Raw genomic sequence first — 26,597 nt, 5'->3', positions numbered from 1 at the left:
ATCTCGTTGCAACCCATCGTGGACTATGGGCGGTTGCCGACGGCATGGGGGGCATGACGCAGGCGACGTCGCAAGCCGGGTCGCAGTCGAGGAGCTGAATGCGATACCGGCACCGGCAAGCGCAGCCGAACTGCTCGCGAGCTGCGAGGCGCACATGGTCATCGCCAACAGTCGGCTCAGGCAACTGGCTGACGAGCGTGGCGCGCTCATCGGTACCACGATTGCCATCCTGCTGGTATTTGGTGGATCCTATGCCTGTGTGTGGTCGGGGGACAGTCGAATCTATCGCATTCGCGGCGCCGCCATCGAGCAAATATCGATGGATCATACGGAGATTCAGGAGTTGATCTCTGAGGGCAAGATCGGCACCGAGGAGGCGGCGACCTGGCCGCATCGCAATGCGGTCACCCGGGCAATCGGCGTGTTCGAATCTCCCGAACTGGAAATAAAAAGCGGTATGTTGGAGCCCGGCGATGGCTTTGTCATTTGCAGCGACGGCCTTACGGCTCATGTCAGCGACGAGGAAATTCTCGCGCTGGCCGGAAAAATCCGGCGCAGGTGGCGTGCGATCTGCTGCTGCAGCTCACGCTCGATCGTGGCGCGTCCGACAATGTGACACTGGTGATCGTGCAGGTCGGCGCCGTATCGACAGTTCGGGCGGGGCAGGAATAGGTGGCATCGATATGTCCCAGCCAAGCGGAAGACGCAGACCTGCAACATGCGCGCGCGAAGGATCCCCCCAATGAAGCCTATGATCGTTTTGACATTCGCAGGCGTGTTGCTCCTGTCGGCATCGGGGCCGGTGAGGGCGCAGTCGACTGTGGTCAGAGGAACGAGCGGCTATCTGTCAGAATGGGATTTGAGCGGCCGGGTGACCATGACGTCGGAACGGAACGGTCGCTCCCTGGCCGGCATGTTGACGATGACCCATACAGGGCTCTGCAGCCCCGAAGGCCCCGTTGAGAAGACCGCCGAGTTTCGCGCCAGGATCATTGGCGCGCGACCATTGGCACGTATCGAGGGAGCCATTGTGCTGGAGGGGGCCGTCTGCACGTTCGGCGGGCCGCTGGCGGGCCGCTTTGGCGGATCGATGGACTGCCCCGACGCGAAAGGCGTTCCGGTGACGCTGACGATACAGTAAATCGGCTTATAAGCCGGGGCTGCCAATGTCGTTACGGCGGGGAAGATTGACGCGAACCTTGAGCAGGTCTTTGGCCTTATCGCGCTCGCGCTCGCGCTCGCGCGCGCCGGCGAGCGAGAAAGTGCCATCCTCCCGTTCCCGTAAGGGCCGTGTGAAATTCCAGCCCGCCGAAGCGGGCGAGAAAAAGCCGAACGCTTGTGCCAAAAGTGTGCCAGCTGGCACAGGCTTTCACGATGCGTTCTGGTCGAAACAGCGCGTTCTGGCTGGTATAGCCGAAAGCCCGGCCGATCGCAGGGGGCAGGCAAATGCTTGATGTTGTTGGCTTATTTAAGGAAGGGGAATGGTGCTGCCACACAGGATCGAACTGTGGACCTCTCCATTACCAATGGAGTGCTCTACCACTGAGCTACTGAGATCGTTGAGCTTTTTCGGGCGGCCTCTTCGGTTGATCTGAAAGCTGTGTATCAGCGGCGTGGATCGCTGTCAGCCCCACCGACCGTAGTCGGGATTGTCCGCGTAGTGACCATCGTCCTTGAACATTTCATGCTGATCCTTGGCCGGTGGCAACGGCAGATCAGCGATGCCGACCACCGAGATGTTGGCCGGAGCCGCAGCAGCCAGTTTCTTGTCGTCCGAGTAGATGACCGATGCGTTCTCTACGATAGCGATAGCAAGTATCTGGTCGTCGAACTTTGCCTTGGTCCGCTTCTCAATGCCCTTCTGTCGCGCGATCTGTCGCGAGGCAAACTCCACCGCTGCCCTAACGTCGAAGTCGACCACCTTGAAGTGCTTCGATGTAGACAGCTCTGAGACGATCTTGGGGGCCGCGTTCCCTGCCTTAACCAGCACTTCGGCGAGGGATGGGGTTGGAATGATGATCTTCGAGCCGTCTTTCTGCAGCGTATCGAGAAGGTACTGTACGCGCTCCTTACAGAACGTAACCGGGTTGCCGGTTGCCGGGTCAGTCGGAGCGCCTGCGTTCTCGTCGACAATGAAGGTCAGGACTGAGGCGTCGAATGCAACGATCATTGGTCGCCCTCGTCATCGGCCCGCTGTTCCATCAGGTAGCCTACTGGGTCGCTGATACTGCTCCATTCGCCACCACCCGCCGAGCGGATGTTTCGGACAACCTCAGATAAGGGAGCGTCCCCCAGTGCCTCGAAGCTCGCGATCTTGAACTCGCGCAACTCCCACACGCCGTCGCTGCCCCGAAACCACTGACCCTTGCCATGTACCCGGATGCTTTGCCCGCCATAGAACTTGGCAATCTCCTTGGACAGTTCGTAGGTCGTGTTGAGGTGGGTGTGGACGATACCCGCTTCGCGCAGATGAACTGGGACCGTCGTGTCGTCCTTCCCGCTTCCTCCGACGCGGATGACCTCGCCGTCGAGCGAGCCATCCTGCCAATAGGGACCAAAGACCAGCGGTTCAGGACGGTTGATGCCGGGGAATGGGATCACTACGCCCAGCACGTCGCTGGTCAGTGTGCCCGTCGCGCGATCCTGCCGTAACAACATGTCGAGGTTGCCGTAAGCCTTCAGGGCTTCCCTCGGTCCAACTCCAGCGTGGACGTTACGAACCCGGTCGCTTACGACCTCGACGGATTGATCTTCGACACGCGCCACCAGGATCGAAGAGCCGGGACGGACAGCCTCGAAATGGACGTTTGGCGTCTGACCCAGCAGCTTGGCGAGCGCAGACAGGTAGTCTGCGAGGCGCTCCATGGGGAACGTCTCGGGCGTCATGTCGCTATCGATGCGAAAGCTGTACTCGATGCCCATGCCCGTCCTCGTGAACTCAACCTAGATCTACAACGGGACGCTTGCTCAAGAGTTACGTTATTGAGAGAACGAAGATAGAACAATCAGGCTGCTTCGACAAGACCAGCAAAAACACTGATAGCGCCACAAAGATCGGGTTGCTCACGGTGGATCAAGAGACCTGTAGCCGTTCGGCGATACGGGCGATCTGGGTAGCGCTCCACTTCCAGCCGCCGCGAGGGGCGGGATGCCGCGTTTCTCGAACGCCCTCGCGATGCCGCTAAATGACGTGATGCCTTTCGTTTGATCCTTATGCCGCGCGTCGCCTATCAGCCCAGTTCGTCAACGCCGCTTCTGCCCCCGCCCGGTCATCCCGAATGCGATAAATGGTCTGTCGGGTGAGGCCCGTAGCTGCGGCGATCTCGCTGACGCCCGAAGACATGTCCAGCATGCTGCAGACCGCTTCAAATTGGGCTCGGGTGAAGCTGGGCTTTCGTCCTAGGTACTTCCTATCTTCCTCAGACGCCTTCACGCGGTCGATACCGCCCCGCTGGGCCACCTTGATTGCCTCGGCTTGGGCTTGTGCCGTCGCGGCCATGAAGCCGATCAGCGCATCCCTGACGGCCATCTGGATGGGGTCGGTAGTGGCGCCGTCGAAGGTCATGTTGTTGATGATGGTGCGGATGATGACGCCCCGGCGCATGAACTCACGGATGGCGTCGCTCACATCGTTGTAGTTTCGCCCCAGACGGTCCACCCATCGCACGACCAGCGTATCGCCGCTGCGAAGAGCATCGAACAGGCGCTTGCCCTCGGGGCGTTCAGCAAGGCGAGTGCTCACACCCGAGACACCATGGTCCGCAAACTCCCGGTCGATCTTGAAGCCAGCGGCCTCAGCTTGGGTACGTTGATGTTCGATGGTCTGGTCTTTGGTCGAGACGCGGGCGTAGAGGACGGTGGCCACGGAATTGCTCCTGTACGAAAGGGTTGCGTCCGTTGTGTAGGGCGTCCGTTGATCGAAGTCAACCCTTGCGGACAGCTATTCGGGAACTATCGTCCCTGTCCGCTACCCTATGCCCTACCGGACAATTCTGTGCGCCGAGCCGCCGTCGAAATAGCGACGAACCGGGCCAGTATCAGCAAGCATGGGCAGCATGTAGCATCATAGCATCGCAGCATAGCATTTAATGGCTAAGTCATTAAAAAAACTGCAAAATAGAAACCCTACTGCGCAGTTTTGCTCCGCAAGTCTGGCTGTTCTAAGCCAAGGATAAGATAGGTCGAAGCGCGCCCTTGCCGCCCTTTACAAGCCAGATGATCAATCTAAACCGTTGTAAATGCGAAAGAAACGAGTATTCTTTTGGCAGTGTTGTCAAGATGGCGACGAAGATGTATGCTACCTAAAATAGGCGGGCTCGCAAGTTGAGTTTGTCGAGTTGGTAGAACGCTGGAGAGAAGCTCGTGCGGATACCGGGATTTGCGAGGCCGAAGAAGAAGATCCAGCAAAGGCAACTGGAGCTTAGGGCAAGGCTTTGGCCCGAGCTGGACGAGAACGAGCTCTGGACCCGTCATACTCATGATGGCTTCAGCACGATCCCCAGTGGCTTACCGCTTATCATGTCGATCATGGATGATCTGTCGAAGGGGCGTCCGGTCTCAATGACCTACCTTGACCTCCTCACACGGGCCTACGACGAGTGCTTCGTCACCTTGGCCAAGCCAAAGGAGATGGCTTTTCACTCTGGATTTACGACGCAACGTGCAGAGAGGACATGGAAGCAAAAGCTGGAGATCTTGGCCGACCTCGGCTTCATCGACCTCAAGAGCGGATCATCTGGGCCAGCGAGCTACGCGCTGATCAAGAACCCCTACCTTGTGATCGGGCGGCATCACGCCAGCAAAACGCCCGGGATGCGTGAAGACAAGTTCAACGCTCTGGTCGCCCGAGCCATAGAGATTGGCGACAAGAGCTTCTCTCCTCCGACTGTGCCAGCAACGCCCACATTTCCACAGGGACCAGTCCCCGGAGGTCCGAACCCTTTACAATCGGGGTTCACCGCTTTGCCGCTTCCCCCACGCCTTGGCCGCAGCCGCCTGTTGCGCCAGTGGCTGTAGAGGAGGAGCAGGCCTGAAATTGGTTGGGCCTCGGCCTGACCAAAGGCTCCGACATGTGGCTTCACCACACGTCGAGACCCGTACGTCGGACAACAGCCACTTCGCAGAACCTTGGAGGGGGATGCGGTGGAGAGGTTTCCGGGTCTAAGGGCCTATTTAGCAGGAGAGAGTGCACTTTGCGAGGCTCGCGAGCGCAACTCTTGTCTGCGCGTTTGTACGATACCCGAACGGCCACCGAGCTGCAGCATTCCATTGGCGGGGCGGGGCCACGGGGGAATGCTGCCCACCAATCCCATCGAGGGCCCCCTTGAGAGATTTTTGTCTGGAAATTGCCGGTGGCCTTCCAGATCACTCAAGGGGACGGAAAGGACCTAAAGCAAGGGCGTGCCCGTCTCCTCGATCTCGCCGAAGAACATCGCCACTGCCCGCTGGAAGCCAGAACGACGACCATCCTTGGAGAGGCCGATGTCGTGGTCGTCCAGTGCTCCAAGGAAGTCCGCATGCTTCTTGATGCAGCGCTTGAAGTTGGACCTATCGCTGATCCCGAGGTGCTCCATGACTTCGACATCCGAGACGAACGCCCCGATCTTCGTTCGGTCGAGAATGAAGGACACCGCATCGCCGACCTGGCCCTTCAGCTGCGTCTCAACCGGCTTCCACGAGACCACCCTACATCCGGGGAAGATGGTCGGAAGATCATCACCGATGCGAGAGCCACGGCAGGCGACGATGTAGACGCTGCTTGGCGGGCACCGGTCACCTTCACATTTGCGGACGCGCCCACGACAGACGGCCTGCAGGATCATGTGACGGTGCTCGCCGCGTCGGACCTGCTCGAACTGGTCTGCCGGAAACGCCCCCTCCGAAGATGGCTGTCCCGCAGCAGCCCGACCAATCGCCTCATAGTGCGAGGTCCGATAGAACAGTGTGCCAGCGAGGATGACATTCGGCACGTCAGCGTAGTCGTTCGTCGCGTCGTGAGCGCCCCAGTTCAGGAATGCGATGTTGGTGGCGTCCGCTGCCACCAGTGCCCGCACCTTCGCCTCGAACTCGGGGTCCTTGTGGTGAACCACGAGCCATTTCTCGGTGGGCTTCGAGTTGATGGTGTTGGCAACGCCCCTGATCAGCCGTGCCCCCTTTGTCTGATCGCTGAACGCTGACTTGCCACCGCCGACCGACCAATGGTGGATGGTGAGCGGGCCGTAGTCCTTGGGTGCTTCAAGCAGGCGGACGATGCCTCCCCGATGCTCCTCCCAAAGGTTGTAGGTCTCCCTCACGTCGCGCCGGGACGAGGCGTCGAGCACGAGGAGCGGAGCTAGACCATCCGGCAACGTCTCGCGATAGTCGAGCATCGCATTCCCGAACTTGCCGTCCCTGCGCACCGTGACTGGCTTACCGAGCAAGAACCACAGCGAGTTGGCAATGATCTTCTGGTCCTCAGGGGCATCGCTGAAGGCGCGTTCGAGGCTGTTGAGATCAACACCGCACTCTGCCCCGAGATCGGGGACCATGAAACAGGTCCGATCCGTCATTTGGCCGAGATTGGATGCGAGGCTGATGAGCCCTGCTGAGAAGCGGTAGCTCTGGGCGGACATGGGCTTGCTGAGCGCGGCGATGTCGAACTCGTTCAGCGTGACCGCGATACCCGGTGTGATCGCCTCGTCCCAGACACGGACATCTCTCGGCTGATGACGATAGTGGAAGTCGGTGGCCTTGGTGAACGATCCGCCGTCTTTGCAGTGGCTCATGACCATCGCGTGGGTGGTGAAGAGGACGCGGGCGGTTGATCGGTCTGCGATACCCCGTCCGAGCTTGTTCAAATCCGGGTCCGACGTGAAGACGGCGAAGTCCTTGTCACCGAGACCGGCATTCCGAGCGTCGGCGACAACAGCCTCGATCTGCTTAAGCCGCCCCGCGCAGACGATGACCGAAACATCCCGATGACGGTGGGACGCGAGGAGGACAGGAAGGAACCGGACGATTGATTGCGTCTTGCCCACGCCGGGATCAAGGGAGCTGAGGTGAATGCTGGGCTGGGCTATCCCGTCCGCCATCTGCTCCAGCGTGGTGACGATGCCGCTCAGCGCGTCCCACATCAGGGAGAGGGACGATGGGCCTTGATGATGAAGTCAGCCTTGAGACGACGGATGGTCTCCGCTGACAACGGCCCGAGCTTAGGGGTACAATTCCCTTAGAAGATGTCTCCTTACAGTTCTGTACCCCTTTCAATGTCAATGGGTCAGCGAGGTGGGGGTTGGCTAAGGCAATCGGTGGTGGTGTGTGTGCTGTCTGCATTCTCTGGTTCTCGTGAATGGCCACGCCCTGACGCCCGTCCAGAGCAGGACAGGAGCGACCCGTCACGGGGGCAGGGCTGGCGATGATGATTGGGCGATGCGGATTGACCGCGTTCGGTCGTGTAGGCGTGCCACCTATCGCCTTGGTCAGGATGATCGAGGTGTGATCACCGTTCCATCAGGGCGAGGTCAGGGGCGAGAGGGCAACCAATCCGCGCCTACGGGTTGGCAGGGTAGAACTCCCGCAGCAGCCAGACAGGGAAGGCGTGGCCCTGATCATCATGACGGTGCGGGATGCGATGCTCCTCGCAAAGGGCGGCGAGGCTGGCGGTGTTGGAGGCGAAGGTCTGTGCTGGGCTAGCCAGCAGCTCGACGGGGTCGCCGAAAGCGTTCCAGTAAGCCTCGACGGTGAAGAGCTGAGCTGGATCGCGGCCCACCCGTTCGAGGGCGCTGGCGGCAACGGTGGAGTGTTGTGCTGTGGTCTGGTTCGACATGATGATCCCCGGATCAAGGTTGCCAATCGGCGAGGGTCGCCAAGTGGCAGGGGATTTATTCCTTGCATGTTCGATCATACAATGCAGTGAGGGTCAACAGGATGTCCGTCAGTCTGGTTGCACAACAGGTTTGAGGCTGTAGCGCCGGAACCGGGCCATCGCTTCAGCTCGGGCTCTCAACGTCACCTTCGTGTACTCACCGCCCTGATGCTTCGGGGCGTGGTTCGAGATGGCGTCCAACGTGATCTCTTGGATGCCCGCCTCGAGGCCGTAAGTCTTGAACGTGTAGCGCCACGCATGGAGGGGCGCGACATCCTTGTCGTCAATAACCTCGCGTACAAAGTCCCGGACACGCTTGTAGACCCCTCCAGCAGGTCCTGTGATCGTTCCGTCTGCGCCAAGCTCGCAGAACAAGTGCCCATCTTGAGACCCCTTCACGAACTCCAAGAAGCCCTCAGCGATCAAGTGGTCGTGGACTGGGACATCGCAGAACCTGTTCGTCTTGATGCTGCCAGCTTCTGGGGTCAGTCGCACTATGCAACCATGATCCGGGTCGCTTCTGACATCGCCCTTACGGAGCTGGATCATCTCCGCAACGCGAGCACCGGAGTATGCAAGCAACCACGGCACCCAACGCTTTGCGGCTGTGGTCTTCGGAGCTTCGCGCTTGGTGCCAACAGCGGCTGCGGCGTGACGAAGGATGGTGCCGATCTCCTGTATGGAGAAGAACTCGTCTCGGTTCTTCGCCTTCCGTCTCTTGGTCCTGATCGCCGTTCCTTTAGCTGGGTTCTGATCTAGCCAGCCTCGCTCCTTGCCCCAGTTGAACACGTTGTTGAATGACGCAATGTCGCTATCGTTGATGGTCTTGACGCTGATGTCTTCCGCGAGGCGCTTGTCCTTCCACCGCACAATGTCCTGTCGGGTAACTCGACCGGCATCATCATGCTGCAAGAAAGGTATGAGCTTCTTGAACCGGCTCGCGATCTCGTCCGCGTCGCGCTTCCTCACGTCACGATCCAGCGCGGCCTTGTGCCACGCTTCAGCTAACCCGGTGAGGGATCGGTCGAGGCCATTTGCCGACTTCACCCGGATGTTAGGTCGCCGCCGCTTACAGTCATCCGGCGTGTATTCGCCGTCCGGGCTGCGGCCCAGCTTCATCGCCCCCTCCATCAGATCGAGCGAGGCGCGTTCTATGAGCTTCAATCGGCTCTCGGCGTCCGTGATGGTGCCGCGTCTGGCAAGGAAGGTGTCGGTGATCCCGCCAAACCGCGCCTCCATCGACGCCCGGCGTTGCTCGTCGGCAGTCTCGTGGATGCTTGGCATCGCAACCACGCCGTAATGGCCCTGCCGGGCCTCCTCGTTCATCGCAGCGACCCTGAGCCACTGGTCAGGGGTGGCCACTGGCCCTCTCTCCAAGCCCTCCGCAAATGCCTTGCAGAGATCGCCTGAAAGGGCGCTGATGTCCTGCACCGTCAACGGCTTGGGTCCATTAAGGATTGCGGCCATTGCCGCTTCGACTTCAACCGCGATCTGGGGGCACTTCGCCTTGGCCTGAGCCCGGTCCGCAGTCCCAAGCGAGATATTGATGTGCTCCTTGAACCATCCCGGCGGACGTTGAGCCTTGGGGACCACCGCAAGGGCAACCCTAACCTTGGCAGGGATGCGTCGTCGATAATGCCAGTTGTCGGAGCCCATACGCTTGGTCGGGCTGGCCATTCTCAATACCATTGTGCAGCATCCGTGTGCATCAGGCGCACCACGAAAGCCTCAATGATCTCAGTAAGGTATTGACCCATCAGCCGAAAAGGCTGGTGCTGCCACACAGGATCGAACTGTGGACCTCTCCATTACCAATGGAGTGCTCTACCACTGAGCTACGGCAGCATGCGGATGCAGGAATCAGCCATGGGCGACCTGCTCGGCGGGGCGATCCTTGCCACATGCTCTCAGGCCACGCAAGCGCCGCGGCCGTCGAACGGGTCATTATCCGCCAGCCGTCAGGCAACGGCGGCCGCCATCCGCATCCCATGGCTAGATTCGGGGCCGGGGCGGTCCGGCTCCAACGAGATCCCAGGGCTTTGGCCAGCCGTGGCCGCAGCCGCGCCGGGCCCACCGGTGATAAGGTCGCACCCCGTCCGCCGGGTTTGTTGCGGGCGCGAAGCCAGTGCATATTTACCGGCCACCGGGCCGTCACCTGACCGAGCACCATGCCATGACCGATGCCAAAACCGACGCCAAGCCAGACGCCAAGACCGAACGCCCGCATGTCGCTGCCCGGCAGAACCGGTTGCGCGAGGCGCTGCGTGCGAATCTGAAGCGGCGCAAATTCCAGGCCCGTGGCCGTGCCGATCAGCCGCCGGAGCCGGCGGGCGGCCCGGCCAGCGATAGCAATGACCCGCGTACAGACAGGATGGAGCAGGATGGCAACGACTAGCGGCACGGCGGACACTTCGATGCCGGACTCCTCCACAGCGGCCGGCGCCGTCGGCCTGGCCCGCGGAGTTGAGCTGCATCCGCGCCACGATCAGGCCTTTCCGACCCTCACGCCGCCCGAAATCGAGCGGATGCGCCGTTTCGGCGAGGTAGTCCGCTACAAGGATGGCGACATGCTGTTCGAGACCGGCAAGCCCGGTCCCGGCATGTTCGTGATCCTGTCCGGCCATGTCGCCATCACCCAGCGCGACGGGCTCGGCCATGTCACCCCGGTGGTGGAGCAGGGCGCCGGCCAGTTCATGGCCGAGATCGGCCAGTTGTCGGGTCGTGTGGCGCTGGTCGACGGCCAGGCCGAAGGCGACGTCGAAACCCTGCTGATCCCGCCGGAGCGGCTGCGCGCGCTGCTGGTGGCCGAGGCGGATCTCGGCGAGCGCATCATGCGGGCGCTGATCCTGCGCCGGGTCAGCCTGATCCAGGGTGGCGCCGGCGGGCCGGTGCTGATCGGGCCGCCGAACGCGCCGGACGTCATCCGGCTGCAGGGCTTTCTTACCCGCAACGGCTATCCGCACCATCTGCTCGATCCGGAGTTCGACAAGGACGCCGCGGATCTGATTGCGCGCTATACGCCGACCCCGCGGGATCTGCCGCTGGTGGTGGTGCCCGACGGCACCGTGCTACGCAATCCCTCGGTCTCGGACCTGGCCCGTACCATGGGCATGATCGGCCATATCCCCAAGGGCAAGCTCTACGACGTCGCAGTGGTCGGCAGCGGTCCGGCCGGCCTGTCGACGGCGGTGTATGCGGCGTCGGAAGGGCTGTCGGTGGCGGTGTGCGATTCCCGCGCCTTCGGCGGCCAGGCCGGTGCCAGCGCCCGCATCGAGAACTATCTCGGCTTCCCCACCGGGATTTCCGGCATGGCGCTGACGGCGCGGGCCTATAACCAGGCGCAGAAATTCGGCGCCGACATCATGATCCCCATCACCGTACAGTCGCTGGACTGCGGCCGCGACGACGGCGCCTTCGCGCTGGCACTCGATGACGGCGAGGAACTGCGCGCCAGATCCATCGTGGTGGCGTCGGGCGCACGCTACCGCCGTCCGGATATCGCGCAACTCTCGGATTTCGAGGGCCGCGGCGTCTGGTACTGGGCTTCGCCGATCGAGGCGCGGCTGTGCAAGGAGCAGGAGATCGTGCTGGTCGGCGCCGGCAATTCGGCAGGGCAGGCCGCGGTGTTCCTCGCCGCCCATGCCGCCCGCGTTCACATGGTGATCCGCGGCGGCGGCCTCGGCGCCAGCATGTCGCGCTATCTGATCGAGCGCATCGAGGCAACGCCGAACATCGAGTTGGTGTTCAATACCGAGGTGGTCGGGCTCGAGGGCCAGCCAGAGTCGGGGCTTTCAGGCGTGCGCATCCGCAGCCGGCTGTCCGGCGGCGAATCCGCCATGGAGATCCGCAACCTGTTCCTGTTCGTCGGCGCCGATCCGGCCACCGGCTGGCTCGGCGGCTGCGGCGTGACGCTGGACCGCGGCGGCTTCGTGACGACCGGCGTCACGGCCGACGGCGAAACCGCGTCGGCGCTGGAAACCTCGGTGCCCGGCGTGTTCGCGGTGGGCGACGTCCGCTCGGGCTCCGTCAAGCGGGTCGGCGGCGCCATCGGCGAGGGTGCCCAGGTGGTCGCGGCGCTGCACGGATTTCTCGGCGACACGGCAAAGCCGGCGCTCTAGTCTTTTGTTGGAGCATGATCTTTTCCGAAAACCGGGATCCACTTTTCGGGATCATGCTCTAGGATACCGGTTGCGACGTTCAAAAAAGCAATCCGGAGGAATGCAATGGCCCAGGTTCTCGTGCTCTACAAGACGCCGACCGATCCCGCTGCTTTCGACAAATATTACGCGCAGACGCACATCCCGCTGGCCAAGAAGATTCCCGGGCTCAAGAAATACGAGATCAGCCAGGGCGCCGTCGCCACGCCGGCCGGGCCGTCCGGCATCCATCTGGTGGCGACGCTGACCTTCGACAGCATGGCGGCGATCCAGGCCGGCCTCGGCAGCGCCGAGGGCCAGGCCGCGGCCGGCGATCTGCCGAATTTCGCCAGCGGCGGCGTCGATCTGCTGATGTTCGACACCAAGGAAGTTTAAGCGCCTGAAACCCGAACGGAGATGACCGTGGCCAAACCCTGCCTGCATCTGAAAGACATTCGCGATGTCACGCCCAGCGCGCTGGGTTGCGAGGAGTGCCTGAAGAGCGGCAGCGTTTGGCTGCATCTGCGCATCTGCCGGACTTGCGGCCATGTCGGCTGCTGCGACGATTCGCCGAACAAGCACGCCACCAAACATTTTCATGCCACGCAGCATCCGATCATCGAAGGCTACGATCCGCCGGAAGGCTGGGGCTGGTGCTACGTCGACGAGGTGATGTTCGACCTGTCGAACCGCAAGACGCCGCATAACGGCCCGATCCCGCGCTACTACTGAAGCGCTTGGCTCCGTGTCCCGGACGCGATGCATCGCGCCCCCTCGGGGCGTGGTGCTTCGCAGAGCCGGGACCGTACCAGACGCCGGAGTTCGTCACGGTCCCGGTTCTGCGGAGCAGCGTTTCACGCTGCCCCGCGCCCGGGACAAGCCATAGTTCGCTCTGTCACCTCGGCCACGCCCGCATCGCCAGCTCCGCGGTCTTCTGCAGCTCCTTGCGGGTGGCGCCGTCAGCGGACTGCACCGCCATGCCGCAGATCACCGCGCGCAGATAGCGCGCGAGGTCCGCGGGGCTGGCGTCCCTGGGCAGGTCGCCTTCGGCCCTGGCGCGCTGCAACCGCTTGCGGATCAGCTCCTCGGCCAGGACTCGCCGCGCGCTCTGGTCCTCGCGGATCGCATCGCCGGCCTCGCCGCAGGCCAGCGCGCCCTGCACGCCGAGACAGCCTTTGGGGTTTTGCGCAGCGCCATGCAGTGCCACCGCGCCGGCCAGCAGTTGCTCGGCGACCTCGCGCGCGGTCGGCGCCAGCAGCGCCTTCGGCGTATAGCTGCCGTGGCTGGCCTCGTAGCGGTCCATCGCCTTGCGGAACAGCGCTTCCTTGCTGCCGAACGCGGCGTAGAGGCTCGGCGGGCTGATGCCCATGGCCGCCGTCAGGTCGGCCAGCGACGCGCCCTCATAGCCCTTACGCCAGAACACCTGCATGGCGTTTTCCAGCGCGGTGTCGGCGTCGAATGTGCGTGGGCGTCCTGCCATCTGGTGTCCTTTTGCGCTGGCACGGTCAGTCGTCTTGACAGCATCGGCCAAACGTAATTACGTAGTGGTCATTACATAATTACGGATATGGGGTTTGTCATGTCGACCATGCTGAAAAATTTCTGCGCCGCCGTGATCTGCATCATGGCTGCGGCAGCCATCACGGGGCCGGTCGCGGCGCAGGCGCCGCAGAGCCGGTTCGCCGAGGCGAACGGCGTCCGGATGCATTACCTGATCGCCGGCAAGGGCGATCCCATCGTCCTGCTGCACGGCTATGCCGAGACCAGCCGCATGTGGCTGCCGCTGATCGCCAAACTCGCCGCCAATCATACGGTGATCGCGCCGGACCTGCGCGGCTTCGGCTCCTCCGCCGCGCCCGCCGACGGCTACACCAAGGCGGCGATGGCGCGCGACGTTCATGCGCTCATAACCGGGCTGAAGTATTCGAAGGTCAAGATCGTCGGTCACGACATCGGGCTGATGGTGGCCTATGCCTATGCCGCGCAATATCCTGCCGAGGTCGATCGCATCGCGCTGATGGATGCCTTCCTGCCCGGCGTCGGTGACTGGACCCATGTCTGGCTGCTGCGCGATCTCTGGCATTTCCACTTCTACGGCAAGACGCCGCTGGCGCTGGTCAGCGGACGCGAGCGCATCTATTTCGAACATTTCTGGAATGATTTCGCCGCCGACCCGAAGAAGTCGGTACCGGAAGCCGATCGCGTGTTCTACGCCAAGGAATACGCCAAGCCCGGTCATATGGCCGCCGGCTTCGAGGTGTTCCGCGCCTTCGAGAAGGACGCCGCCGACTTCGCCGAATTCGCCAAGGTGAAACTGCCGATGCCGATGCTGGTGCTATCAGGCGATAAGGCCGGCGGCACCTTCCTCATCGAGCAGGGCCGCATGGTGGCGACCGATGTGGACGGCGTCATTGTCAAGGGCTCCGGCCACTGGCTGATGGAGGAAGCGCCGGACCAGGTCATCCCCAGGTTGGTCGCGTTTCTCAACAGGTAGGCTCCCTGCGACAAAATAAAGCATGATGCTCAACCTTTATTGATCGGTTCGCACGCAAGTGATGCGTTGCGTGCGTCCGGCACGTCTGGCAAATCCGGAAATCGCCCGGTACCATAGGGTGTATTTCAAGAGGGGTGCATCATGGTTCTCGGTATGAGTCTGGCAACATTTACGTTGCTCCACGTCATCATCAGTCTGGTCGGCATCGTGTCGGGGCTTGTCGTCCTGTACGGACTGTTCGGCTCCAACCGGATGAGCGGCATGACCGCCATCTTCCTGGTCACCACCATCCTGACCAGCGTTACCGGTTTCCTGTTTCCGTTCACCCAGCTGTTGCCCTCGCACATGGTGGGCATCCTCTCGCTGGTGTTGCTGGCGGTGGCGTGTTTTGCGCTCTACAGCAAGAACCTGGTCGGCCCATGGCGCTGGATCTATGTGCTGACCGCGATGGTCTCGCTGTATCTCAACGTGTTCGTGCTGGTCATCCAGAGCTTCCTCAAGGTCGGCCCGTTGCATGCGCTGGCGCCGAGCGTGCCGCCGTCGGAGCCGCCCTTCGCGATCGTGCAGGGTGTCGTGCTGGTGTTATTCGTCGCGGCTATCGTTGCCGCGGTGAGAAAATTCCGCCCGCCCGCGGTGATCGCTTTCTGATCCCTGCACTGCAAGGGCGCGCCGCCGAGGCGCGTCGCTTACGCAATCCATCCATCCACCGAGCAAGGAAAGGCTGCTGCATGCCATTTGTCACCACGAAGGACGGCGTCGATATCTTCTACAAGGACTGGGGCACCGGGCAGCCGATCGTGTTCAGCCATGGCTGGCCGCTGTCGGCGGACGACTGGGATCCGCAGCTGCTGTTTTTCCTGAGCAAGGGCTTTCGCGTGATCGCCCATGACCGCCGCGGCCACGGCCGGTCCAGCCAGGTCGGCGACGGTCATGATATGGATCACTACGCCGACGATCTGGCGGCGGTGACCGCGCATCTGGATCTGAAGGATGCGATCCATGTCGGCCACTCCACCGGCGGCGGCGAGGTCGTGCACTACATCGCGCGCCACGGCGAGAGCCGCGTTGCCAAGGCGGCGATCATCAGCGCGGTGCCGCCGCTGATGGTGAAGACCGCCGCCAATCCCGGCGGACTGCCGAAGGACGTGTTCGACGGGCTGCAGGCGCAGCTCGCCGCCAACCGCGCCAAATTCTATCGCGATCTGCCGGAGGGCCCGTTCTACGGCTTCAACCGGCCGGGCGTCACGGCGATCGAAGGCGTCATCGCCAACTGGTGGCGGCAGGGCATGATGGGCGGCGCCAAGGCGCATTACGACGGCGTCGTCGCCTTCTCGCAGACCGACTTCACCGAGGACCTCAAGAAGATCACGGTGCCGGTGCTGGTGATGCACAGCGAAGACGACCAGATCGTGCCCTATACCGATGCCGGTCCGCTGTCCGCAAAGCTGCTGAAGAACGGCACGCTGAAAACGTACAAGGATTTTCCGCACGGCATGATCACCACCCAGGCCGAGACCATCAACGCCGACCTGCTGGCCTTCATCAAGGGCTGAGCTGGCCGTTGGTCCTTGCTCTCCTCCCGCAAGCGGGAGAGAGCATTCCTTGCATGCGGCGTCATCGACTCCAGGTCGGCGTTGGGCACTAATTCTTCGACCTGTGTGCGGGCGGTTCGTCGAGAACGGCCCGGATACTCTTGAAGGTGCGCCTGACCAGCGCTTCGGGCTTTTCATGGGCGTCCTGCGCCAGCCAGGCCTCGCTGGCGAGGCGGATGGCGCCGGTGGTGATCATCGCCACCAGCCGGGCGCGCGCCTGCCCGGCCTTGTCGCTGGCGCGCCTGCCGAGCGCCGCCGCCATCGCCTGCTCCATCTTCTCGTACTTCACCTGCTCGCGCGCCCGCAGCGCCGGTGTGTCGCGCTTCAGGCGCGCCAGGGCGATGGCCTCGTCGGGCTTGAGCTGGCGCGCCATCGTCAGGATGGCGTTCTCCGCCGCTGTCAGCATCGGCTCGTCGGCGGGCCGCTCGGCGATCGCCGCGATCAGGGCGTCGGTGCTGGCATCCTGCCAGGCCAGCACCACGTCTTCCTTCGATGCGAAGTAATGGAAGAAGCTGCGGCGCGAGATCTCCGCCGCTGCGGCGATGTCGTCCAGCGTGGTGGCCTCGAAGCCGCGGGCTAGGAACAGTTCGATGGCCACCCGGGTCAGCCGTTCCCTGGTCTGCCGGCGCTTGCGCTCGCGCAGTCCGTCCGCGGACGGAGTCCGCGTCGTCGTGACTTTCGGTTTTGATTTCAGTGGCTTGACTGTGCTCATCGCGATCAACATAAGACGCCGGTGCACCTATTGCAAATATGCACTGAGTGCACATTTATGCCTGCGGCCCTCGTGATGAGGGCGAATGTGGGGAGACGATCATGACCGACTGGAGCACCGCCGACATTCCGCCGCTGGCCGGCAAAATCGCCGTGGTCACCGGCGCCACCGGTGGTCTCGGCTATGAGACGGCGCTGGCGCTGGCCGGTGCCGGCGCCGAAGTGGTGCTGACCGGCCGCAATGACGCCAAGGGCAGCCGCGCGCTCGAGGCGATCTGTGTCCGGCATCCGGAAGCCCTCATCAGTTATGAAACGCTCGATCTCGCCAGCCTCGCTTCTGTGGCCAGTTTCGCAGCCCGGTTCGCGCGTCTTCACACCTCGCTCGATCTGCTCATCAACAATGCCGGCGTGATGGCGCTGCCGTCGCGGCAGACCACCGCCGATGGCTTCGAGATGCAGTTCGGCACCAACTACCTCGGCCATTACGCGCTCACCGCGCACCTGCTGCCGATGCTTCGCCGCGGCACCGCGCCCCGCGTCGTCAATCTCAGCAGCATCGCGCATCGCGGCGGCGCCATCGACTTCGACGATCTGCAAGGCGCGAAATCCTATTCGCCGATGAGGGCCTACAACCAGTCGAAGCTGGCGATGTTGATGTTCGCCCTCGAACTGCAGCGTCGCAGCGATGCTGCCGGATGGGGCTTGCTCAGCAATGCCGCGCATCCCGGCTATGCGCTCACAGATCTGATGACCAATGGTCCCGGCGCCAACGGATGGATGGCGCTGGCCGCCCGGTTGCTGCGCCCGATGAGTCATTCGGCAGCGGCCGGCGCATTGCCGACGCTGTTCGCAGCCACGTCGCCCGACGCGAAGGCGGCCGGTTACTACGGGCCGAACGGGTTCTTCGAATTGAGGGGCCGCCGGCACCCGCGAAGATCATGCCGCAGGCGCAGGATGTCGCGGTCGCCGCGCGGCTCTGGGAGGTCTCGGCGGCGCTCACCGGCACATCGTTCGAACAGGCGGCCCGGGCCGCGCTGATCACAGCGACAGCGGCTATGCGGCCCGAAGAATCACCGTCGCCGCGAAGTTTGGCCGCGCGATGATCGCGGTGGCGCGCGACGGTGATCCGAAGCGCGTGCTGACAAGCGAACACATCAACCGCATCGGCTGATGCGCTGTGCAATTTTGCTCGCCGAATCGATGGCGCCGACGCGGAACGTGAATCCCGCGCGCTGCATCCCACCTGGATGCGGCGCGTTGGTGATCGCATGCGCGCACGATCATGGTAGGGCCGTACCCAAAAATATCGCACGCCGCAGCTTCTGACGATTTGTGCCGCGCATCGCGTGAATTGATTGGCGCGCGTAAGATTTGATCGATACAACCTCAGCAAGCAATCGGCTTCGATTGCCCGATCAAAACATCTGAGAGCAATCTGCGCGTGACGATCCCGTCCGTGCGCGATCCCGTCGCTGTGGCGCTGGCATGCATGCGTGTCGCCCCGTGGATCGCCGGTCTCAAAGGACCACGTTCGATGCATCGACGATATCAGCACCTCAACATTCCCACCGAGATCATGCGCTCGGTGGTGGGAATCTCGGAAGTCGGGAGCATCACCAAGGCGGCCAAGCTGCTGGGTCTCAGCCAGCCCGCCATCAGTTCGCAGATCAAGCGCATCGAGCACGCGGTGGGCGGCAGCATCTTCCAGAAATCGGCCAACGGTTCGGCGACCACCGAACTCGGCAAGCTGGTGCTCACCCAGGCACGCAGGATTCTCGAGGCCAACGACCAGCTGCTGCGTCTGCGCGGAACCTCGTCGGACGATCATTCGGTGCGGCTCGGGCTCAGCAACATCTATGCGCCGAAGATCATGCAGGGGATAGTGAGGAGCGATCTGGCGAGCATCTGCATCTATGCCGACAATTCCGCCGAGATCGCCAAGGGCCTGCTCGACGGGTTCATCGACATCGGATTGTTCCTGGTCGGTCCCGACGCCTCGCCGGATATGTCGCTCGACGTGATCGCGGAGCACAGCGAGGACATGACCTGGGTTCGGTCGCCCGACTTCACCATCAGCCCCGGCGCGCCAATCCCGTTGCTCACCTGGCCCGGTCAGGTCACCCATGACCTGATGATCCAGGCACTGGAGCAGAAGGGCATGATCTACCGGATCGCCTTTTCCGCTCCGGACTCCCACGCCAGGATCGAGGCCGCCAAGGCCGGCATCGGTTTGACGGTGCTGCCGACCTGCGTCGTCCCCGCCTCGCTGGTGACGGCCTCCGATTATTATCTGCCGGCGTTGCGCGCGCCGAAGCTGTTGCTGTGCAAGCGCCCCGGCCACGAATGGGCGAACACGCCATGGTTCGGCGCGCTGCAGACGGCGTTCCAGACATTGTAGCTTTGCCCGGGCGGATATTCGACAAGCCCAAATGCCGGTGATAAAAGTCGCGGACATGTCAGGGACAACCATGCGACGCCAGCTGGAGACATTCATTCCAATCGTGCTGTTCGCCGTTCTGGTGCAGCTTCTGGCGCCGATCGGCGCGTTTCGTGCTGTGGCCAGCACGGTCAGCGATCCCGTGGCGATGGCGCAGATCTGCTCGGGCATGCACGCCGGCGATGCCGGGCATAGCACGTCCGATCAGCCCACCGATTGCTGCGCCTTCTGTGCCTGCGCCCACGCGTTCACCGTGACCATGACCACGCCGCCGCCTGGCTTCGTGCGCCTGCAACGGTCGTTTCAGCAGGTCGCCTGGCTTGAAGCCGCGAGGGCGGCATCGACGGTCCGCGCCGGTTCCAACGCGCAGGCCCGCGCGCCGCCCACGCTGTCCTGATCTTCAGCCGTTGCTGTGCGTTGCTGCCTGACCGCTGACGCGGCTGCGCGCGTTTCATCGATCCAATCCCCACATTCTGAAAGAGTCCGTCATGACATACGCCACCCGTCATCTCTCCGCCGTCCTCGTCCTCGGCGCCCTGTTGGCCACGCCGGCGCACGCCGACGACGTCAAGGCCGGCGATCTCGTCATCAGCCAGCCGTGGACCCGCGCCACGCCCGGCGGCGCCAAGGTCGCCGGCGGCTATCTCACCATCGAAAACAAGGGCACCGCGCCTGACCGCCTGGTCGGCGGTTCGACCGAGGCTGCGGGCCGCCTCGAGGTGCATGAAATGGCCACGACCAACGGCGTCATGACCATGCGCCCGCTGGAGTCTGGATTGGCCATCGCGCCCGGCAAGACCGTGAAACTCGCGCCCGGCGGCTATCACCTGATGCTGATGGATCTGAAGGGCCCGTTGAAGCAGGGCGACAAGGTGGCGGTGACCCTCGACTTCGAGAAGGCCGGCAAGGTCAAAACCGTGTTCGATATCCAGGGCGTCGGCGCACAGGCACCGGGCGCCAGCGCCGCTCCGGCACACGACATGAAGGATATGCCGGGTCACTCCGGCATGAAGAAGTGAGGGCCGGATCATGCTGACCATGAGAACGGCAGCGGCTGCGGCCGCCGCGACGGCGCTGATCTCGCTCGCGGCGCCGGCCGTGGCGCATGTGACGGCGCGTCCCGACGAAGCAACCGCCGGCGCCTATTTCCAGACGGCGTTCAATGTCGGCCATGGCTGCGACGGCAGTGCCACGGTCGCCGTGCGCGTCAAGATGCCCGAGGGCGTGCTGTCGGTGAAGCCGCAGATGAAGCCGGGCTGGACCGTGGAGATCAAGAAGCGGACGCTGGCTGCGCCGCAGCCTTCGCTGCACGGCAAGACCATCACCGAGACCGTGGACGAGATCTCGTGGCGCGGCGGACCGTTGCCGGACAGCATGTACGACACCTTCGGCGTCAACATGAAGCTGCCCGACACGCCCGGCCAGACGCTGTACTTTCCGGTGGTGCAGGAATGCGAGAAGGGCGCCAATCGCTGGATCGAGATCCCGGCGGCCGGCGAGGGCGCCGAGAAGCTGCATGAGCCGGCGCCCGGGGTGCGATTGAAACCGAAGGCGCCGTGATCCGCTCGACGCCATGGCGTCGATGGCGGCTGCTGTTCTGGTGCGCGCTTTTGCTCGCGCTGGCGCAGCCGTCGGCGGCATCGGCCCATGCCAGCCTGGTTGCCAGCGATCCCGCGCCTGAGGCGGTGCTGGCGGCTGCGCCGGCATCGCTGACGCTCAGCTTCAATGAGGCGGTCGAGCCGCTCGCCATGCGGATCGTCGATCGGCATGGCGTCGCTTCCGACGTCACGCAGATCGCGCGTCACGGTGCCAGCCTGGTGCTGATGCCGTCCGCGGCTTTGGTGCCCGGCGCCTATATCCTGAGCTGGCGGGTGGTCTCCGAAGATGGCCACCCGGTCGGCGGCGCGCTGACGTTCTGGATCGGCGCCCGCAGCGTCCCGGCGCCGGATCTGGTCAGCAGCGACAGCGTCGCGCTGCGCGGCGCGATCTGGGCCACGCGTATCGTCATCTATCTCGGCCTGTTCGTCGGCGCGGGCGGCGCGTTCTTTCTCGCACGGATGAAAATGCCGCGCGGCATGCGCCGGCTCCGCATCGCGATCGCAGCGGTCAGTGTTGCCGGCCTGCTCGCGCTCGCTTTGTCCATCGGCCTGCAGGGGCTCGACGCGCTGGCGGCGTCGGCGTCGGCGCTGGTGCTGCCGGCGGTGTGGCGCGCCGGGGCCCACGGCTCGTTCGGGCTTGCCGCCGCCATCGCTGCGCTCGCGCTCATCGCCGGGCTGCTGTCGTTGCGCACCCGCGCGCGACTGGCAAAAGCCCTGTCGTTGCTGGCGCTGCTCGGCGCCGGAGCGGCCCTTGCCGCCACCGGCCATGCCGCCACCGCCGAGCCGCGCATGGTGGCCATCGCCGCGGTGGCGCTGCATGGCGCAAGCCTCGCGTTCTGGATTGGTGCGCTGCTGCCGCTGGCGTGGCTGCTCGGCCGCGGCGACCGCGTGCGGCGTCCTCTGCTTGGATTTTCGCGCGCGGTGCCGTTCGCGGTGGCCGGCCTGCTGGCCAGCGGGTTGCTGCTCGCGGTCCTGCAGTTGCAGCACATCGCGGCGCTGTGGAGCACCGACTACGGCCGCGTGCTGATGGCCAAGCTTGCGCTGGTCGCGCTGCTGCTGGCGCTGGCGTTGTGGAACCGGCTGTCCCTGACCCCGCGGTCGCGGCTGGCGCGGCACCGGCGCGCCGCCGCCTGCGGATGTCCATTGCCGGCGAACTGGTGCTGGTGGCGGTCATCCTCGGCGTGGTGGCGCTGTGGCGCTTCACGCCGCCGCCGCGCCTGCTGGTGGTGAAAGGCGATGACTTCTTCACCCACATCCATACCGACAAGGCGATGGCCAATGTGACCATCACGCCCGGCCATGCCGGGCCGCTCGATATCGCCGTGCAACTGGAGACGCCGGACGAACGACCGCTGACGGCGATGGCCGTGTCGGTGACCCTGTCGAATCCGGCGATCGGCGTCGAAGCGATGACGGCGCAGGCCCAGCGGCAGGAGGACGGCACCTGGCGCGTTCATATGAGCGCCTCGGTTCCCGGCCGCTGGATGCTCGGTCTGGTCATTCTGATTTCCGATTTCGAGCAGGTTCGCGTCGAGGCGCCAATCCTGATCAAATAATCTGTGTGATTTGCGTTTTGAAATCACGAAGCGGCCTGGCCGGGTCGTCCATGCGCCGAGCGACAGGAGCCATGCGCGTTCGCACTGCGAATTGACTGACCGTCGCAACGCGTCCAAAGCTTGGAAAGCCTCCAATCTGGAATTCAGTGAATGAACGATCGCCCTCTCGCCTCGGCCCTGTCGCGACGATCGCTGCTGGTCTCCACGGCGGCCTTGCTCGTCGCCGGCGCGACGACCGCCCGGGCCCGCACCATCGCGCAAGGTTTGCCTTGGGAGCCGGGCACCGCGACGCCGCCGATTCCGGTGCGGCCGGGTCCGTGGATGTTCTTCACGGCAGACGAAGCGGCGACCATCGAAGCCGCAGTCGATCGCCTGATCCCGCCGGACGAGCGTGGTCCCGGCGGCAAGGAGTCCGGCTGCGCGGTGTTCATCGATCGCCAGCTCGCCGGTCCCTACGGCGTCGGCGCCGGTCTCTATCTGCGGCCGCCGTTCATGCCGGGTGTCGCCGGGCAGGGCTATCAGTCGCCGGAAATGCCCGCGGTGCGCTACCGCGCCGGGCTGAAGGCGTTGGCCGACTACATCAAGGCGAATTTTTCCGGAAAGACTTTTCGCGATCTGGCGCCGGACGATCAGGACAAGGTGCTGTCGGGTCTCGAAACCGGCAAGATCGATCTCAAGCCGGTCAACAGCGCCGGCTTCTTCGCGCTGCTGCTGAAGAACACCCAGGAGGGTTTCTTCGCCGATCCCATCTATGGCGGCAACAAGGACATGGCCGGCTGGAAGCTCGTCGGCTTCCCCGGCGCGCGTTACGACTACCGCGACTGGGTCGGACGTCACAACGAGAAATATCCGCTGCCGCCCGTCGGCATCATGGGCCGATCCGACTGGACAGTGAAAGAATAAGATGGCGCGCAAGCTTCCCCGCAAAGATGTGGTGATCGTCGGTCTCGGCTGGACCGGATCGATTCTCGCTTATGAAATGGCCAAGGCCGGCCTCGACGTGGTGGCCATCGAGCGCGGCCCGTGGCGCGACACCGCCACCGACTTCCCGCCCGGCTATGCCCAGGACGAACTGCGTTATGGTGTGCGTCTCGACCTGTTCCTGCGCCCGGATCAGGAGACCCTGACCGTTCGCAACAACATGAAGCAGACCGCGCTGCCGATCCGCAGCTTCTCCGGCTTCCTGCCGGGCAACGGCGTCGGCGGCGCCGGCGTGCACTGGAACGGCCAGACCTGGCGCTTCCTGCCCAACGATTTCAACCTGCGCAGCCATCTCGAAGAGCGCTACGGCGCCGACAAGATCCCGGCCGACATGACCATCCAGGACTGGCCCGTCACCTATGACGAGCTGGAGCCGTATTACGATCGCTTCGAAAAGCTGGCCGGCATCTCCGGCAAGGCCGGCAATCTCAAGGGCCAGATCCAGCCCGGCGGCAATCCGTTCGAGGGCTGGCGCAGTTCCGAATATCCGACCCCGCCGCTGAAGCAGAATTACGGCTCCACATTGTTCGCCGAGGCCGCGACCAAGCTCGGCTACAAGCCGTTTCCGCGACCGTCGGGCAATATCAGCAAGGCCTATCTCAATCCGCTCGGCGTCAAGATGGGGCAGTGCACCTATTGCGGGTTCTGCGAGCGCTTCGGCTGCGGCAACTATTCCAAGGCCAGCCCGCAGGTCTGCGTGTTGCCGGCCTTGATGCGGATGCCGAATTTCTCCGCGCAGACCGAATCCGAGGTCACGAAGATCAACCTGGACTCGACCGGCAAGAAGGCCACCGGCGTGACGTACGTCGACACCTCCGGCGAGGAATGGGAGCAGCCCGCCGACATCGTGCTGGTCTGCGCGTTCTCGCTGTTCAACGTGCGGCTGATGCTGCTGTCGGGCATCGGCACGCCTTACGACCCCGTCACAGGCAAGGGCGTGGTCGGTCGCAACTACGCCTACCAGACCACGTCCGGCGTCTCGATGATCCTCAAGGACAAGATCCTCAACAACTTCATCGCCACCGGCTCCGGCGGCATGATGATCGACGAGTTCAACGGCGACAATTTCGACCACAAGGATCTCGGCTTCTTCGGTGGCGGCTATATGGGCTCGGGCCAGACCGGTGCGCGACCGATCACCACCATGCCGGTGCCGAAAGGCACGCCGAAATGGGGCGCGCAGTGGAAGAAGGCCGCGGCGGAAACCTACGACAGCGCCTACGGCATCTCGACCCACGGCAGCTCCTACAGCTACCGCGACTGCTACCTCGATCTCGATCCCACCTACAACGATCGCTTCGGCCGGCCGCTGCTGCGCATGACGTTCGATTTCAAGGACAACGAAATCAAGATGTCGCAGTTTCTCACCGATCGGCTCGCCGAAATCGCCAAGGCGCTCGATCCGGTGGAGATGACCGCCAACCCGCGCAAGGGGCCGTGGAATTCGACGATCTACCAGACCACCCACAACACCGGCGGCACGGTGATGGGCGCCGATCCCGCGACCTCGGTGGTCAATCGCTACTGCCAGAGCTGGGACGTGCACAACGTGTTCGTGCCCGGCGGCGCCTCGGTGTTTCCGCAGAACCACGGCTACAACCCGACCGGCACGGTCGGCGCGCTGGCCTACTGGACGGCGGATGCCATCAAGGATCGCTATCTCAAGAATCCCGGTCCGCTGGTTTAGGATGCGCGCGATGAACCGTTCTTTCGCCGCTGCGGCGCTTCTCGTCTCGTTCACCGGTCCGGCCCTGGCGCAGGATCCCCAGAGCTTCGAGCGCATCGAGCGCGGTCGCAACCTCGCGGTGCTCGGCGACTGCATCGGCTGCCACACCGCGCCGGGCGGCGCGCCGTTCGCCGGCGGCCTCGCGCTGGAAACCCCGTTCGGCAAGCTGGCGCCGCCGAACATCACGCCGGACCGCGAGACCGGCATCGGCAATCTCACCGATGACGAATTCGTCTCGGCGCTGCAGGAAGGCCGCAGCCACAACGGCAGGCGGCTGTATCCGGCGATGCCCTATCCCGCCTATACGAAAATGACCGAGGACGACGTGCGGGCGCTGCGGTCCTACTTCAAGACCATTACGCCGGTGCGCAATGAAGTCGTCGCCAACCAGTTGCCGTTTCCGTTCAACATCCGTCTCGTCATGGCGGTGTGGAACTGGATCAACTTCATTCCGGGCCGCTACCAGCCCGATCCCGCGAGGTCGGACGAATGGAATCGCGGCGCCTATATCGTGCAGGGGCCGGCCCATTGCGGCACCTGCCATACGGCGAAGACGCTGCTCGGCGGCGACAAGACCTCGGCGCCGCTGGCCGGCGGAACGTTGCAGGGCTGGTTCGCGCCGAACATCACACCCGACACTCACAAGGGCATCGGCAAATGGTCCAAGCAGGAACTGGTGCAATATCTCAAGACCGGCGCCAATGACTGGACGCTGGCCTCCGGTCCGATGTCGGAAGCGGTGACGCATTCCACCTCGCAGATGGCCGACGCGGATATCGCAGCGATCGCCACCTATCTGAAGGACTCCGGCGCGCCTGCCGGTGCGGCGAAGCCGGCGCCGGTCGCGGCCAGCAGCAATGCGATGGTTGCCGGCGCGGCGATCTACAAGGACAACTGCGCCGCCTGCCACAAGGACAACGGCATGGGCGAGACGCTGCTGTTCCCGAAGCTGGCCGGCAGCGCGCTGGTGCAGTCCGACGATCCCACCACGCTGGCCCATGTGGTGCTGACCGGCAGCCGCGCCGTCGCCACGGCGGGCGCCCCGACCGGACCGGCGATGCCGGCGTTCGACTGGCGTCTCAACGACGCCCAGCTTGCCGCGGCGCTGACCTACATCCGCAACAGCTGGGGCAATGCGGCAACCGCCGTTCCGGCCAGCGCGGTGGCGAGCCAGCGCGCGGCATCGGCGAAGATGCCGTAGGTCTCGTGTCTCGGGCACGATCCTGATGTTGATCGTTTCCCGGGCGCGCAGCACTGCCGGCAATGCGTAGCATTGCCGGCAGTGCTGCTGCGCAGACCCGGGACCCAGCTTGCTTGATATCAACAAGCTGTGGGATCTGCGGCGCACCACGCCGCAAGCGCGACGCAGTGCACCGCGTCCGGGGAACAGACCGAACTCGGACTGCGATATTTTTTCCTAGACTCTATAGACGATCATCAGTTTAGGTTTATAATCCATTGCATCCCGCCCCACCGAGAGAGGCGACTCGCGATCGTCAGGTTCGCGGGGCGGGGTGCGGTGG

At 63.8% G+C, this 26,597-nt stretch carries 28 protein-coding genes, 2 tRNA genes and 1 pseudogene; 20 read left to right on the top strand and 11 right to left on the bottom strand.

Annotated elements, in window-relative coordinates:
- Nucleotides 1-25: 25 nt before the first annotated feature.
- Together ONR75_RS30845 and ONR75_RS30840 are read left to right on the top strand one after the other, a co-directional pair.
- A complete protein-coding gene (locus ONR75_RS30845; RefSeq protein WP_265080593.1) occupies nucleotides 26-616 on the top strand; it encodes a PP2C family protein-serine/threonine phosphatase in 591 nt (196 codons plus the stop codon).
- Between the two features lie 126 nt (nucleotides 617-742).
- Nucleotides 743-1,141 carry a hypothetical protein gene (locus tag ONR75_RS30840; RefSeq protein WP_265080592.1) on the top strand — a complete coding sequence of 133 codons (399 nt, stop codon included), beginning with the start codon at nucleotides 743-745 and terminating at the stop codon, nucleotides 1,139-1,141.
- 6 nt (nucleotides 1,142-1,147) lie between these two features.
- Here the strand turns inward: ONR75_RS30840 and ONR75_RS30835 are convergent, their stop codons facing one another.
- The 5 genes from ONR75_RS30835 to ONR75_RS30815 all read right to left on the bottom strand — a co-directional run bounded on the left by ONR75_RS30835 (nucleotide 1,148) and on the right by ONR75_RS30815 (nucleotide 3,865).
- Entirely contained in the window at nucleotides 1,148-1,345 is a 198-nt protein-coding gene (locus ONR75_RS30835; protein WP_265080591.1) for a hypothetical protein, read from the bottom strand.
- Between the two features lie 137 nt (nucleotides 1,346-1,482).
- Nucleotides 1,483-1,551, bottom strand: a tRNA-Thr gene (locus tag ONR75_RS30830).
- A 73-nt stretch (nucleotides 1,552-1,624) separates the two neighbouring features.
- Nucleotides 1,625-2,170, bottom strand: a complete 546-nt coding sequence (locus ONR75_RS30825; RefSeq protein ID WP_265080590.1) for a PIN domain-containing protein — start codon at nucleotides 2,168-2,170, stop codon at nucleotides 1,625-1,627.
- Nucleotides 2,167-2,922, bottom strand: a complete 756-nt coding sequence (locus ONR75_RS30820) for a hypothetical protein (RefSeq protein WP_265080589.1) — start codon at nucleotides 2,920-2,922, stop codon at nucleotides 2,167-2,169. The genes ONR75_RS30825 and ONR75_RS30820 overlap by 4 nt, the downstream gene beginning before the upstream one ends.
- Nucleotides 2,923-3,211: 289 nt before the next feature.
- Nucleotides 3,212-3,865 carry a recombinase family protein gene (locus ONR75_RS30815; protein ID WP_265080588.1) on the bottom strand — a complete coding sequence of 218 codons (654 nt, stop codon included), beginning with the start codon at nucleotides 3,863-3,865 and terminating at the stop codon, nucleotides 3,212-3,214.
- A 497-nt stretch (nucleotides 3,866-4,362) separates the two neighbouring features.
- On the opposite strand from ONR75_RS30815, the gene ONR75_RS30810 reads away from it, so the two are divergent.
- The gene (locus tag ONR75_RS30810; RefSeq protein ID WP_265080587.1) at nucleotides 4,363-5,016 is read left to right on the top strand and encodes a hypothetical protein; all 654 of its coding nucleotides are present in this window, start codon (nucleotides 4,363-4,365) and stop codon (nucleotides 5,014-5,016) included.
- A gap of 371 nt (nucleotides 5,017-5,387) precedes the next feature.
- Here the strand turns inward: ONR75_RS30810 and ONR75_RS30805 are convergent, their stop codons facing one another.
- The 4 genes from ONR75_RS30805 to ONR75_RS30790 form a co-directional block, all read right to left on the bottom strand.
- Nucleotides 5,388-7,112 (bottom strand): hypothetical protein, encoded by a 1,725-nt coding sequence (locus tag ONR75_RS30805; RefSeq protein WP_265080586.1) that lies wholly within the window; start codon nucleotides 7,110-7,112, stop codon nucleotides 5,388-5,390.
- Between the two features lie 416 nt (nucleotides 7,113-7,528).
- Nucleotides 7,529-7,804 (bottom strand): hypothetical protein, encoded by a 276-nt coding sequence (locus ONR75_RS30800; RefSeq protein WP_265080585.1) that lies wholly within the window; start codon nucleotides 7,802-7,804, stop codon nucleotides 7,529-7,531.
- Between the two features lie 108 nt (nucleotides 7,805-7,912).
- Nucleotides 7,913-9,520, bottom strand: a complete 1,608-nt coding sequence (locus ONR75_RS30795) for a DUF6538 domain-containing protein (protein ID WP_265080584.1) — start codon at nucleotides 9,518-9,520, stop codon at nucleotides 7,913-7,915.
- A 93-nt stretch (nucleotides 9,521-9,613) separates the two neighbouring features.
- Nucleotides 9,614-9,688 (bottom strand) — tRNA-Thr (locus ONR75_RS30790).
- A gap of 328 nt (nucleotides 9,689-10,016) precedes the next feature.
- Here ONR75_RS30790 and ONR75_RS30785 point away from each other — a divergent pair.
- The 4 genes from ONR75_RS30785 to ONR75_RS30770 all read left to right on the top strand — a co-directional run bounded on the left by ONR75_RS30785 (nucleotide 10,017) and on the right by ONR75_RS30770 (nucleotide 12,711).
- On the top strand, nucleotides 10,017-10,238 hold the full coding sequence (locus ONR75_RS30785; protein ID WP_265080583.1) for a hypothetical protein: 222 nt from the start codon (nucleotides 10,017-10,019) through the stop codon (nucleotides 10,236-10,238).
- Nucleotides 10,225-11,961, top strand: coding sequence for an FAD-dependent oxidoreductase (locus ONR75_RS30780; protein ID WP_413776405.1), 1,737 nt, complete (start codon nucleotides 10,225-10,227; stop codon nucleotides 11,959-11,961). The genes ONR75_RS30785 and ONR75_RS30780 overlap by 14 nt, the downstream gene beginning before the upstream one ends.
- A 105-nt stretch (nucleotides 11,962-12,066) precedes the next feature.
- Nucleotides 12,067-12,375, top strand: a complete 309-nt coding sequence (locus ONR75_RS30775) for an EthD family reductase (RefSeq protein ID WP_265080582.1) — start codon at nucleotides 12,067-12,069, stop codon at nucleotides 12,373-12,375.
- 27 nt (nucleotides 12,376-12,402) lie between these two features.
- Nucleotides 12,403-12,711 carry a UBP-type zinc finger domain-containing protein gene (locus tag ONR75_RS30770; protein ID WP_413776404.1) on the top strand — a complete coding sequence of 103 codons (309 nt, stop codon included), beginning with the start codon at nucleotides 12,403-12,405 and terminating at the stop codon, nucleotides 12,709-12,711.
- Nucleotides 12,712-12,874: 163 nt separating this feature from the next.
- Here the strand turns inward: ONR75_RS30770 and ONR75_RS30765 are convergent, their stop codons facing one another.
- Nucleotides 12,875-13,459, bottom strand: coding sequence for a TetR/AcrR family transcriptional regulator (locus tag ONR75_RS30765; protein WP_265080580.1), 585 nt, complete (start codon nucleotides 13,457-13,459; stop codon nucleotides 12,875-12,877).
- Between the two features lie 99 nt (nucleotides 13,460-13,558).
- Between ONR75_RS30765 and ONR75_RS30760 the strand changes: the two genes are divergently transcribed.
- The 3 genes from ONR75_RS30760 to ONR75_RS30750 all read left to right on the top strand — a co-directional run bounded on the left by ONR75_RS30760 (nucleotide 13,559) and on the right by ONR75_RS30750 (nucleotide 16,026).
- Complete coding sequence (locus ONR75_RS30760) at nucleotides 13,559-14,473, top strand: alpha/beta fold hydrolase (RefSeq protein ID WP_265080579.1); 915 nt, start codon at nucleotides 13,559-13,561, stop codon at nucleotides 14,471-14,473.
- Between the two features lie 141 nt (nucleotides 14,474-14,614).
- A complete protein-coding gene (locus ONR75_RS30755) occupies nucleotides 14,615-15,121 on the top strand; it encodes a hypothetical protein (RefSeq protein WP_265080578.1) in 507 nt (168 codons plus the stop codon).
- Nucleotides 15,122-15,201: 80 nt separating this feature from the next.
- Nucleotides 15,202-16,026 (top strand): alpha/beta fold hydrolase, encoded by an 825-nt coding sequence (locus tag ONR75_RS30750; protein ID WP_265080577.1) that lies wholly within the window; start codon nucleotides 15,202-15,204, stop codon nucleotides 16,024-16,026.
- A gap of 88 nt (nucleotides 16,027-16,114) precedes the next feature.
- On the opposite strand, the gene ONR75_RS30745 is transcribed toward ONR75_RS30750, so the two are convergent.
- A complete protein-coding gene (locus tag ONR75_RS30745; RefSeq protein ID WP_265080576.1) occupies nucleotides 16,115-16,777 on the bottom strand; it encodes a TetR/AcrR family transcriptional regulator in 663 nt (220 codons plus the stop codon).
- Nucleotides 16,778-16,878: 101 nt separating this feature from the next.
- On the opposite strand from ONR75_RS30745, the pseudogene ONR75_RS30740 reads away from it, so the two are divergent.
- From ONR75_RS30740 to ONR75_RS30695, 10 genes and pseudogenes are all read left to right on the top strand, one after another.
- Nucleotides 16,879-17,810 (top strand): annotated as a pseudogene (locus tag ONR75_RS30740) (SDR family oxidoreductase); the annotation flags it as partial.
- A gap of 500 nt (nucleotides 17,811-18,310) precedes the next feature.
- On the top strand, nucleotides 18,311-19,174 hold the full coding sequence (locus ONR75_RS30735; RefSeq protein WP_265080575.1) for a LysR family transcriptional regulator: 864 nt from the start codon (nucleotides 18,311-18,313) through the stop codon (nucleotides 19,172-19,174).
- Between the two features lie 70 nt (nucleotides 19,175-19,244).
- Entirely contained in the window at nucleotides 19,245-19,610 is a 366-nt protein-coding gene (locus tag ONR75_RS30730; protein ID WP_265080574.1) for a DUF2946 family protein, read from the top strand.
- Nucleotides 19,611-19,701: 91 nt separating this feature from the next.
- Nucleotides 19,702-20,232 carry a copper chaperone PCu(A)C gene (locus ONR75_RS30725; protein WP_265080573.1) on the top strand — a complete coding sequence of 177 codons (531 nt, stop codon included), beginning with the start codon at nucleotides 19,702-19,704 and terminating at the stop codon, nucleotides 20,230-20,232.
- A 10-nt stretch (nucleotides 20,233-20,242) separates the two neighbouring features.
- A complete protein-coding gene (locus tag ONR75_RS30720) occupies nucleotides 20,243-20,773 on the top strand; it encodes a YcnI family protein (RefSeq protein ID WP_265080572.1) in 531 nt (176 codons plus the stop codon).
- Nucleotides 20,770-22,041, top strand: coding sequence for a copper resistance protein CopC/CopD (locus tag ONR75_RS30715; RefSeq protein ID WP_265080571.1), 1,272 nt, complete (start codon nucleotides 20,770-20,772; stop codon nucleotides 22,039-22,041). The genes ONR75_RS30720 and ONR75_RS30715 overlap by 4 nt, the downstream gene beginning before the upstream one ends.
- Nucleotides 21,948-22,367: a FixH family protein gene (locus ONR75_RS30710; protein WP_265080570.1), complete on the top strand. Its 420-nt coding sequence runs from the start codon at nucleotides 21,948-21,950 to the stop codon at nucleotides 22,365-22,367. The genes ONR75_RS30715 and ONR75_RS30710 overlap by 94 nt, the downstream gene beginning before the upstream one ends.
- 150 nt (nucleotides 22,368-22,517) lie before the next feature.
- A complete protein-coding gene (locus ONR75_RS30705) occupies nucleotides 22,518-23,270 on the top strand; it encodes a gluconate 2-dehydrogenase subunit 3 family protein (protein ID WP_265080569.1) in 753 nt (250 codons plus the stop codon).
- A gap of 1 nt (nucleotide 23,271) precedes the next feature.
- Nucleotides 23,272-25,035, top strand: a complete 1,764-nt coding sequence (locus ONR75_RS30700) for a GMC family oxidoreductase (RefSeq protein ID WP_265080568.1) — start codon at nucleotides 23,272-23,274, stop codon at nucleotides 25,033-25,035.
- 10 nt (nucleotides 25,036-25,045) lie between these two features.
- On the top strand, nucleotides 25,046-26,275 hold the full coding sequence (locus ONR75_RS30695; RefSeq protein WP_265080567.1) for a cytochrome c: 1,230 nt from the start codon (nucleotides 25,046-25,048) through the stop codon (nucleotides 26,273-26,275).
- Nucleotides 26,276-26,597 lie beyond the last annotated feature (322 nt).

It is taken from the genome of Rhodopseudomonas sp. P2A-2r (assembly GCF_026015985.1).
In the GTDB taxonomy this organism is placed as follows: Bacteria; Pseudomonadota; Alphaproteobacteria; order Rhizobiales; family Xanthobacteraceae; genus Tardiphaga.
Note: the sequence above shows the minus strand (reverse complement) of the source record. Positions and strands in the feature narration are given on the sequence as shown.

Coding starts and splice junctions, on each gene's coding strand:
- ONR75_RS30845 (WP_265080593.1), top strand. CDS start 26: ATGGGCGGTTGCCGACGGCATGGGGGGCATGACGCAGGCGACGTCGCA.
- ONR75_RS30840 (WP_265080592.1), top strand. CDS start 743: ATGAAGCCTATGATCGTTTTGACATTCGCAGGCGTGTTGCTCCTGTCG.
- ONR75_RS30825 (WP_265080590.1), bottom strand. CDS start 2,170: ATGATCGTTGCATTCGACGCCTCAGTCCTGACCTTCATTGTCGACGAG.
- ONR75_RS30820 (WP_265080589.1), bottom strand. CDS start 2,922: ATGGGCATCGAGTACAGCTTTCGCATCGATAGCGACATGACGCCCGAG.
- ONR75_RS30805 (WP_265080586.1), bottom strand. CDS start 7,112: ATGTGGGACGCGCTGAGCGGCATCGTCACCACGCTGGAGCAGATGGCG.
- ONR75_RS30800 (WP_265080585.1), bottom strand. CDS start 7,804: ATGTCGAACCAGACCACAGCACAACACTCCACCGTTGCCGCCAGCGCC.
- ONR75_RS30795 (WP_265080584.1), bottom strand. CDS start 9,520: ATGGCCAGCCCGACCAAGCGTATGGGCTCCGACAACTGGCATTATCGA.
- ONR75_RS30785 (WP_265080583.1), top strand. CDS start 10,017: ATGACCGATGCCAAAACCGACGCCAAGCCAGACGCCAAGACCGAACGC.
- ONR75_RS30780 (WP_413776405.1), top strand. CDS start 10,225: ATGGCAACGACTAGCGGCACGGCGGACACTTCGATGCCGGACTCCTCC.
- ONR75_RS30775 (WP_265080582.1), top strand. CDS start 12,067: ATGGCCCAGGTTCTCGTGCTCTACAAGACGCCGACCGATCCCGCTGCT.
- ONR75_RS30765 (WP_265080580.1), bottom strand. CDS start 13,459: ATGGCAGGACGCCCACGCACATTCGACGCCGACACCGCGCTGGAAAAC.
- ONR75_RS30760 (WP_265080579.1), top strand. CDS start 13,559: ATGTCGACCATGCTGAAAAATTTCTGCGCCGCCGTGATCTGCATCATG.
- ONR75_RS30755 (WP_265080578.1), top strand. CDS start 14,615: ATGGTTCTCGGTATGAGTCTGGCAACATTTACGTTGCTCCACGTCATC.
- ONR75_RS30750 (WP_265080577.1), top strand. CDS start 15,202: ATGCCATTTGTCACCACGAAGGACGGCGTCGATATCTTCTACAAGGAC.
- ONR75_RS30745 (WP_265080576.1), bottom strand. CDS start 16,777: ATGAGCACAGTCAAGCCACTGAAATCAAAACCGAAAGTCACGACGACG.
- ONR75_RS30735 (WP_265080575.1), top strand. CDS start 18,311: ATGCATCGACGATATCAGCACCTCAACATTCCCACCGAGATCATGCGC.
- ONR75_RS30730 (WP_265080574.1), top strand. CDS start 19,245: ATGCGACGCCAGCTGGAGACATTCATTCCAATCGTGCTGTTCGCCGTT.
- ONR75_RS30725 (WP_265080573.1), top strand. CDS start 19,702: ATGACATACGCCACCCGTCATCTCTCCGCCGTCCTCGTCCTCGGCGCC.
- ONR75_RS30720 (WP_265080572.1), top strand. CDS start 20,243: ATGCTGACCATGAGAACGGCAGCGGCTGCGGCCGCCGCGACGGCGCTG.
- ONR75_RS30710 (WP_265080570.1), top strand. CDS start 21,948: ATGTCCATTGCCGGCGAACTGGTGCTGGTGGCGGTCATCCTCGGCGTG.
- ONR75_RS30705 (WP_265080569.1), top strand. CDS start 22,518: ATGAACGATCGCCCTCTCGCCTCGGCCCTGTCGCGACGATCGCTGCTG.
- ONR75_RS30700 (WP_265080568.1), top strand. CDS start 23,272: ATGGCGCGCAAGCTTCCCCGCAAAGATGTGGTGATCGTCGGTCTCGGC.
- ONR75_RS30695 (WP_265080567.1), top strand. CDS start 25,046: ATGAACCGTTCTTTCGCCGCTGCGGCGCTTCTCGTCTCGTTCACCGGT.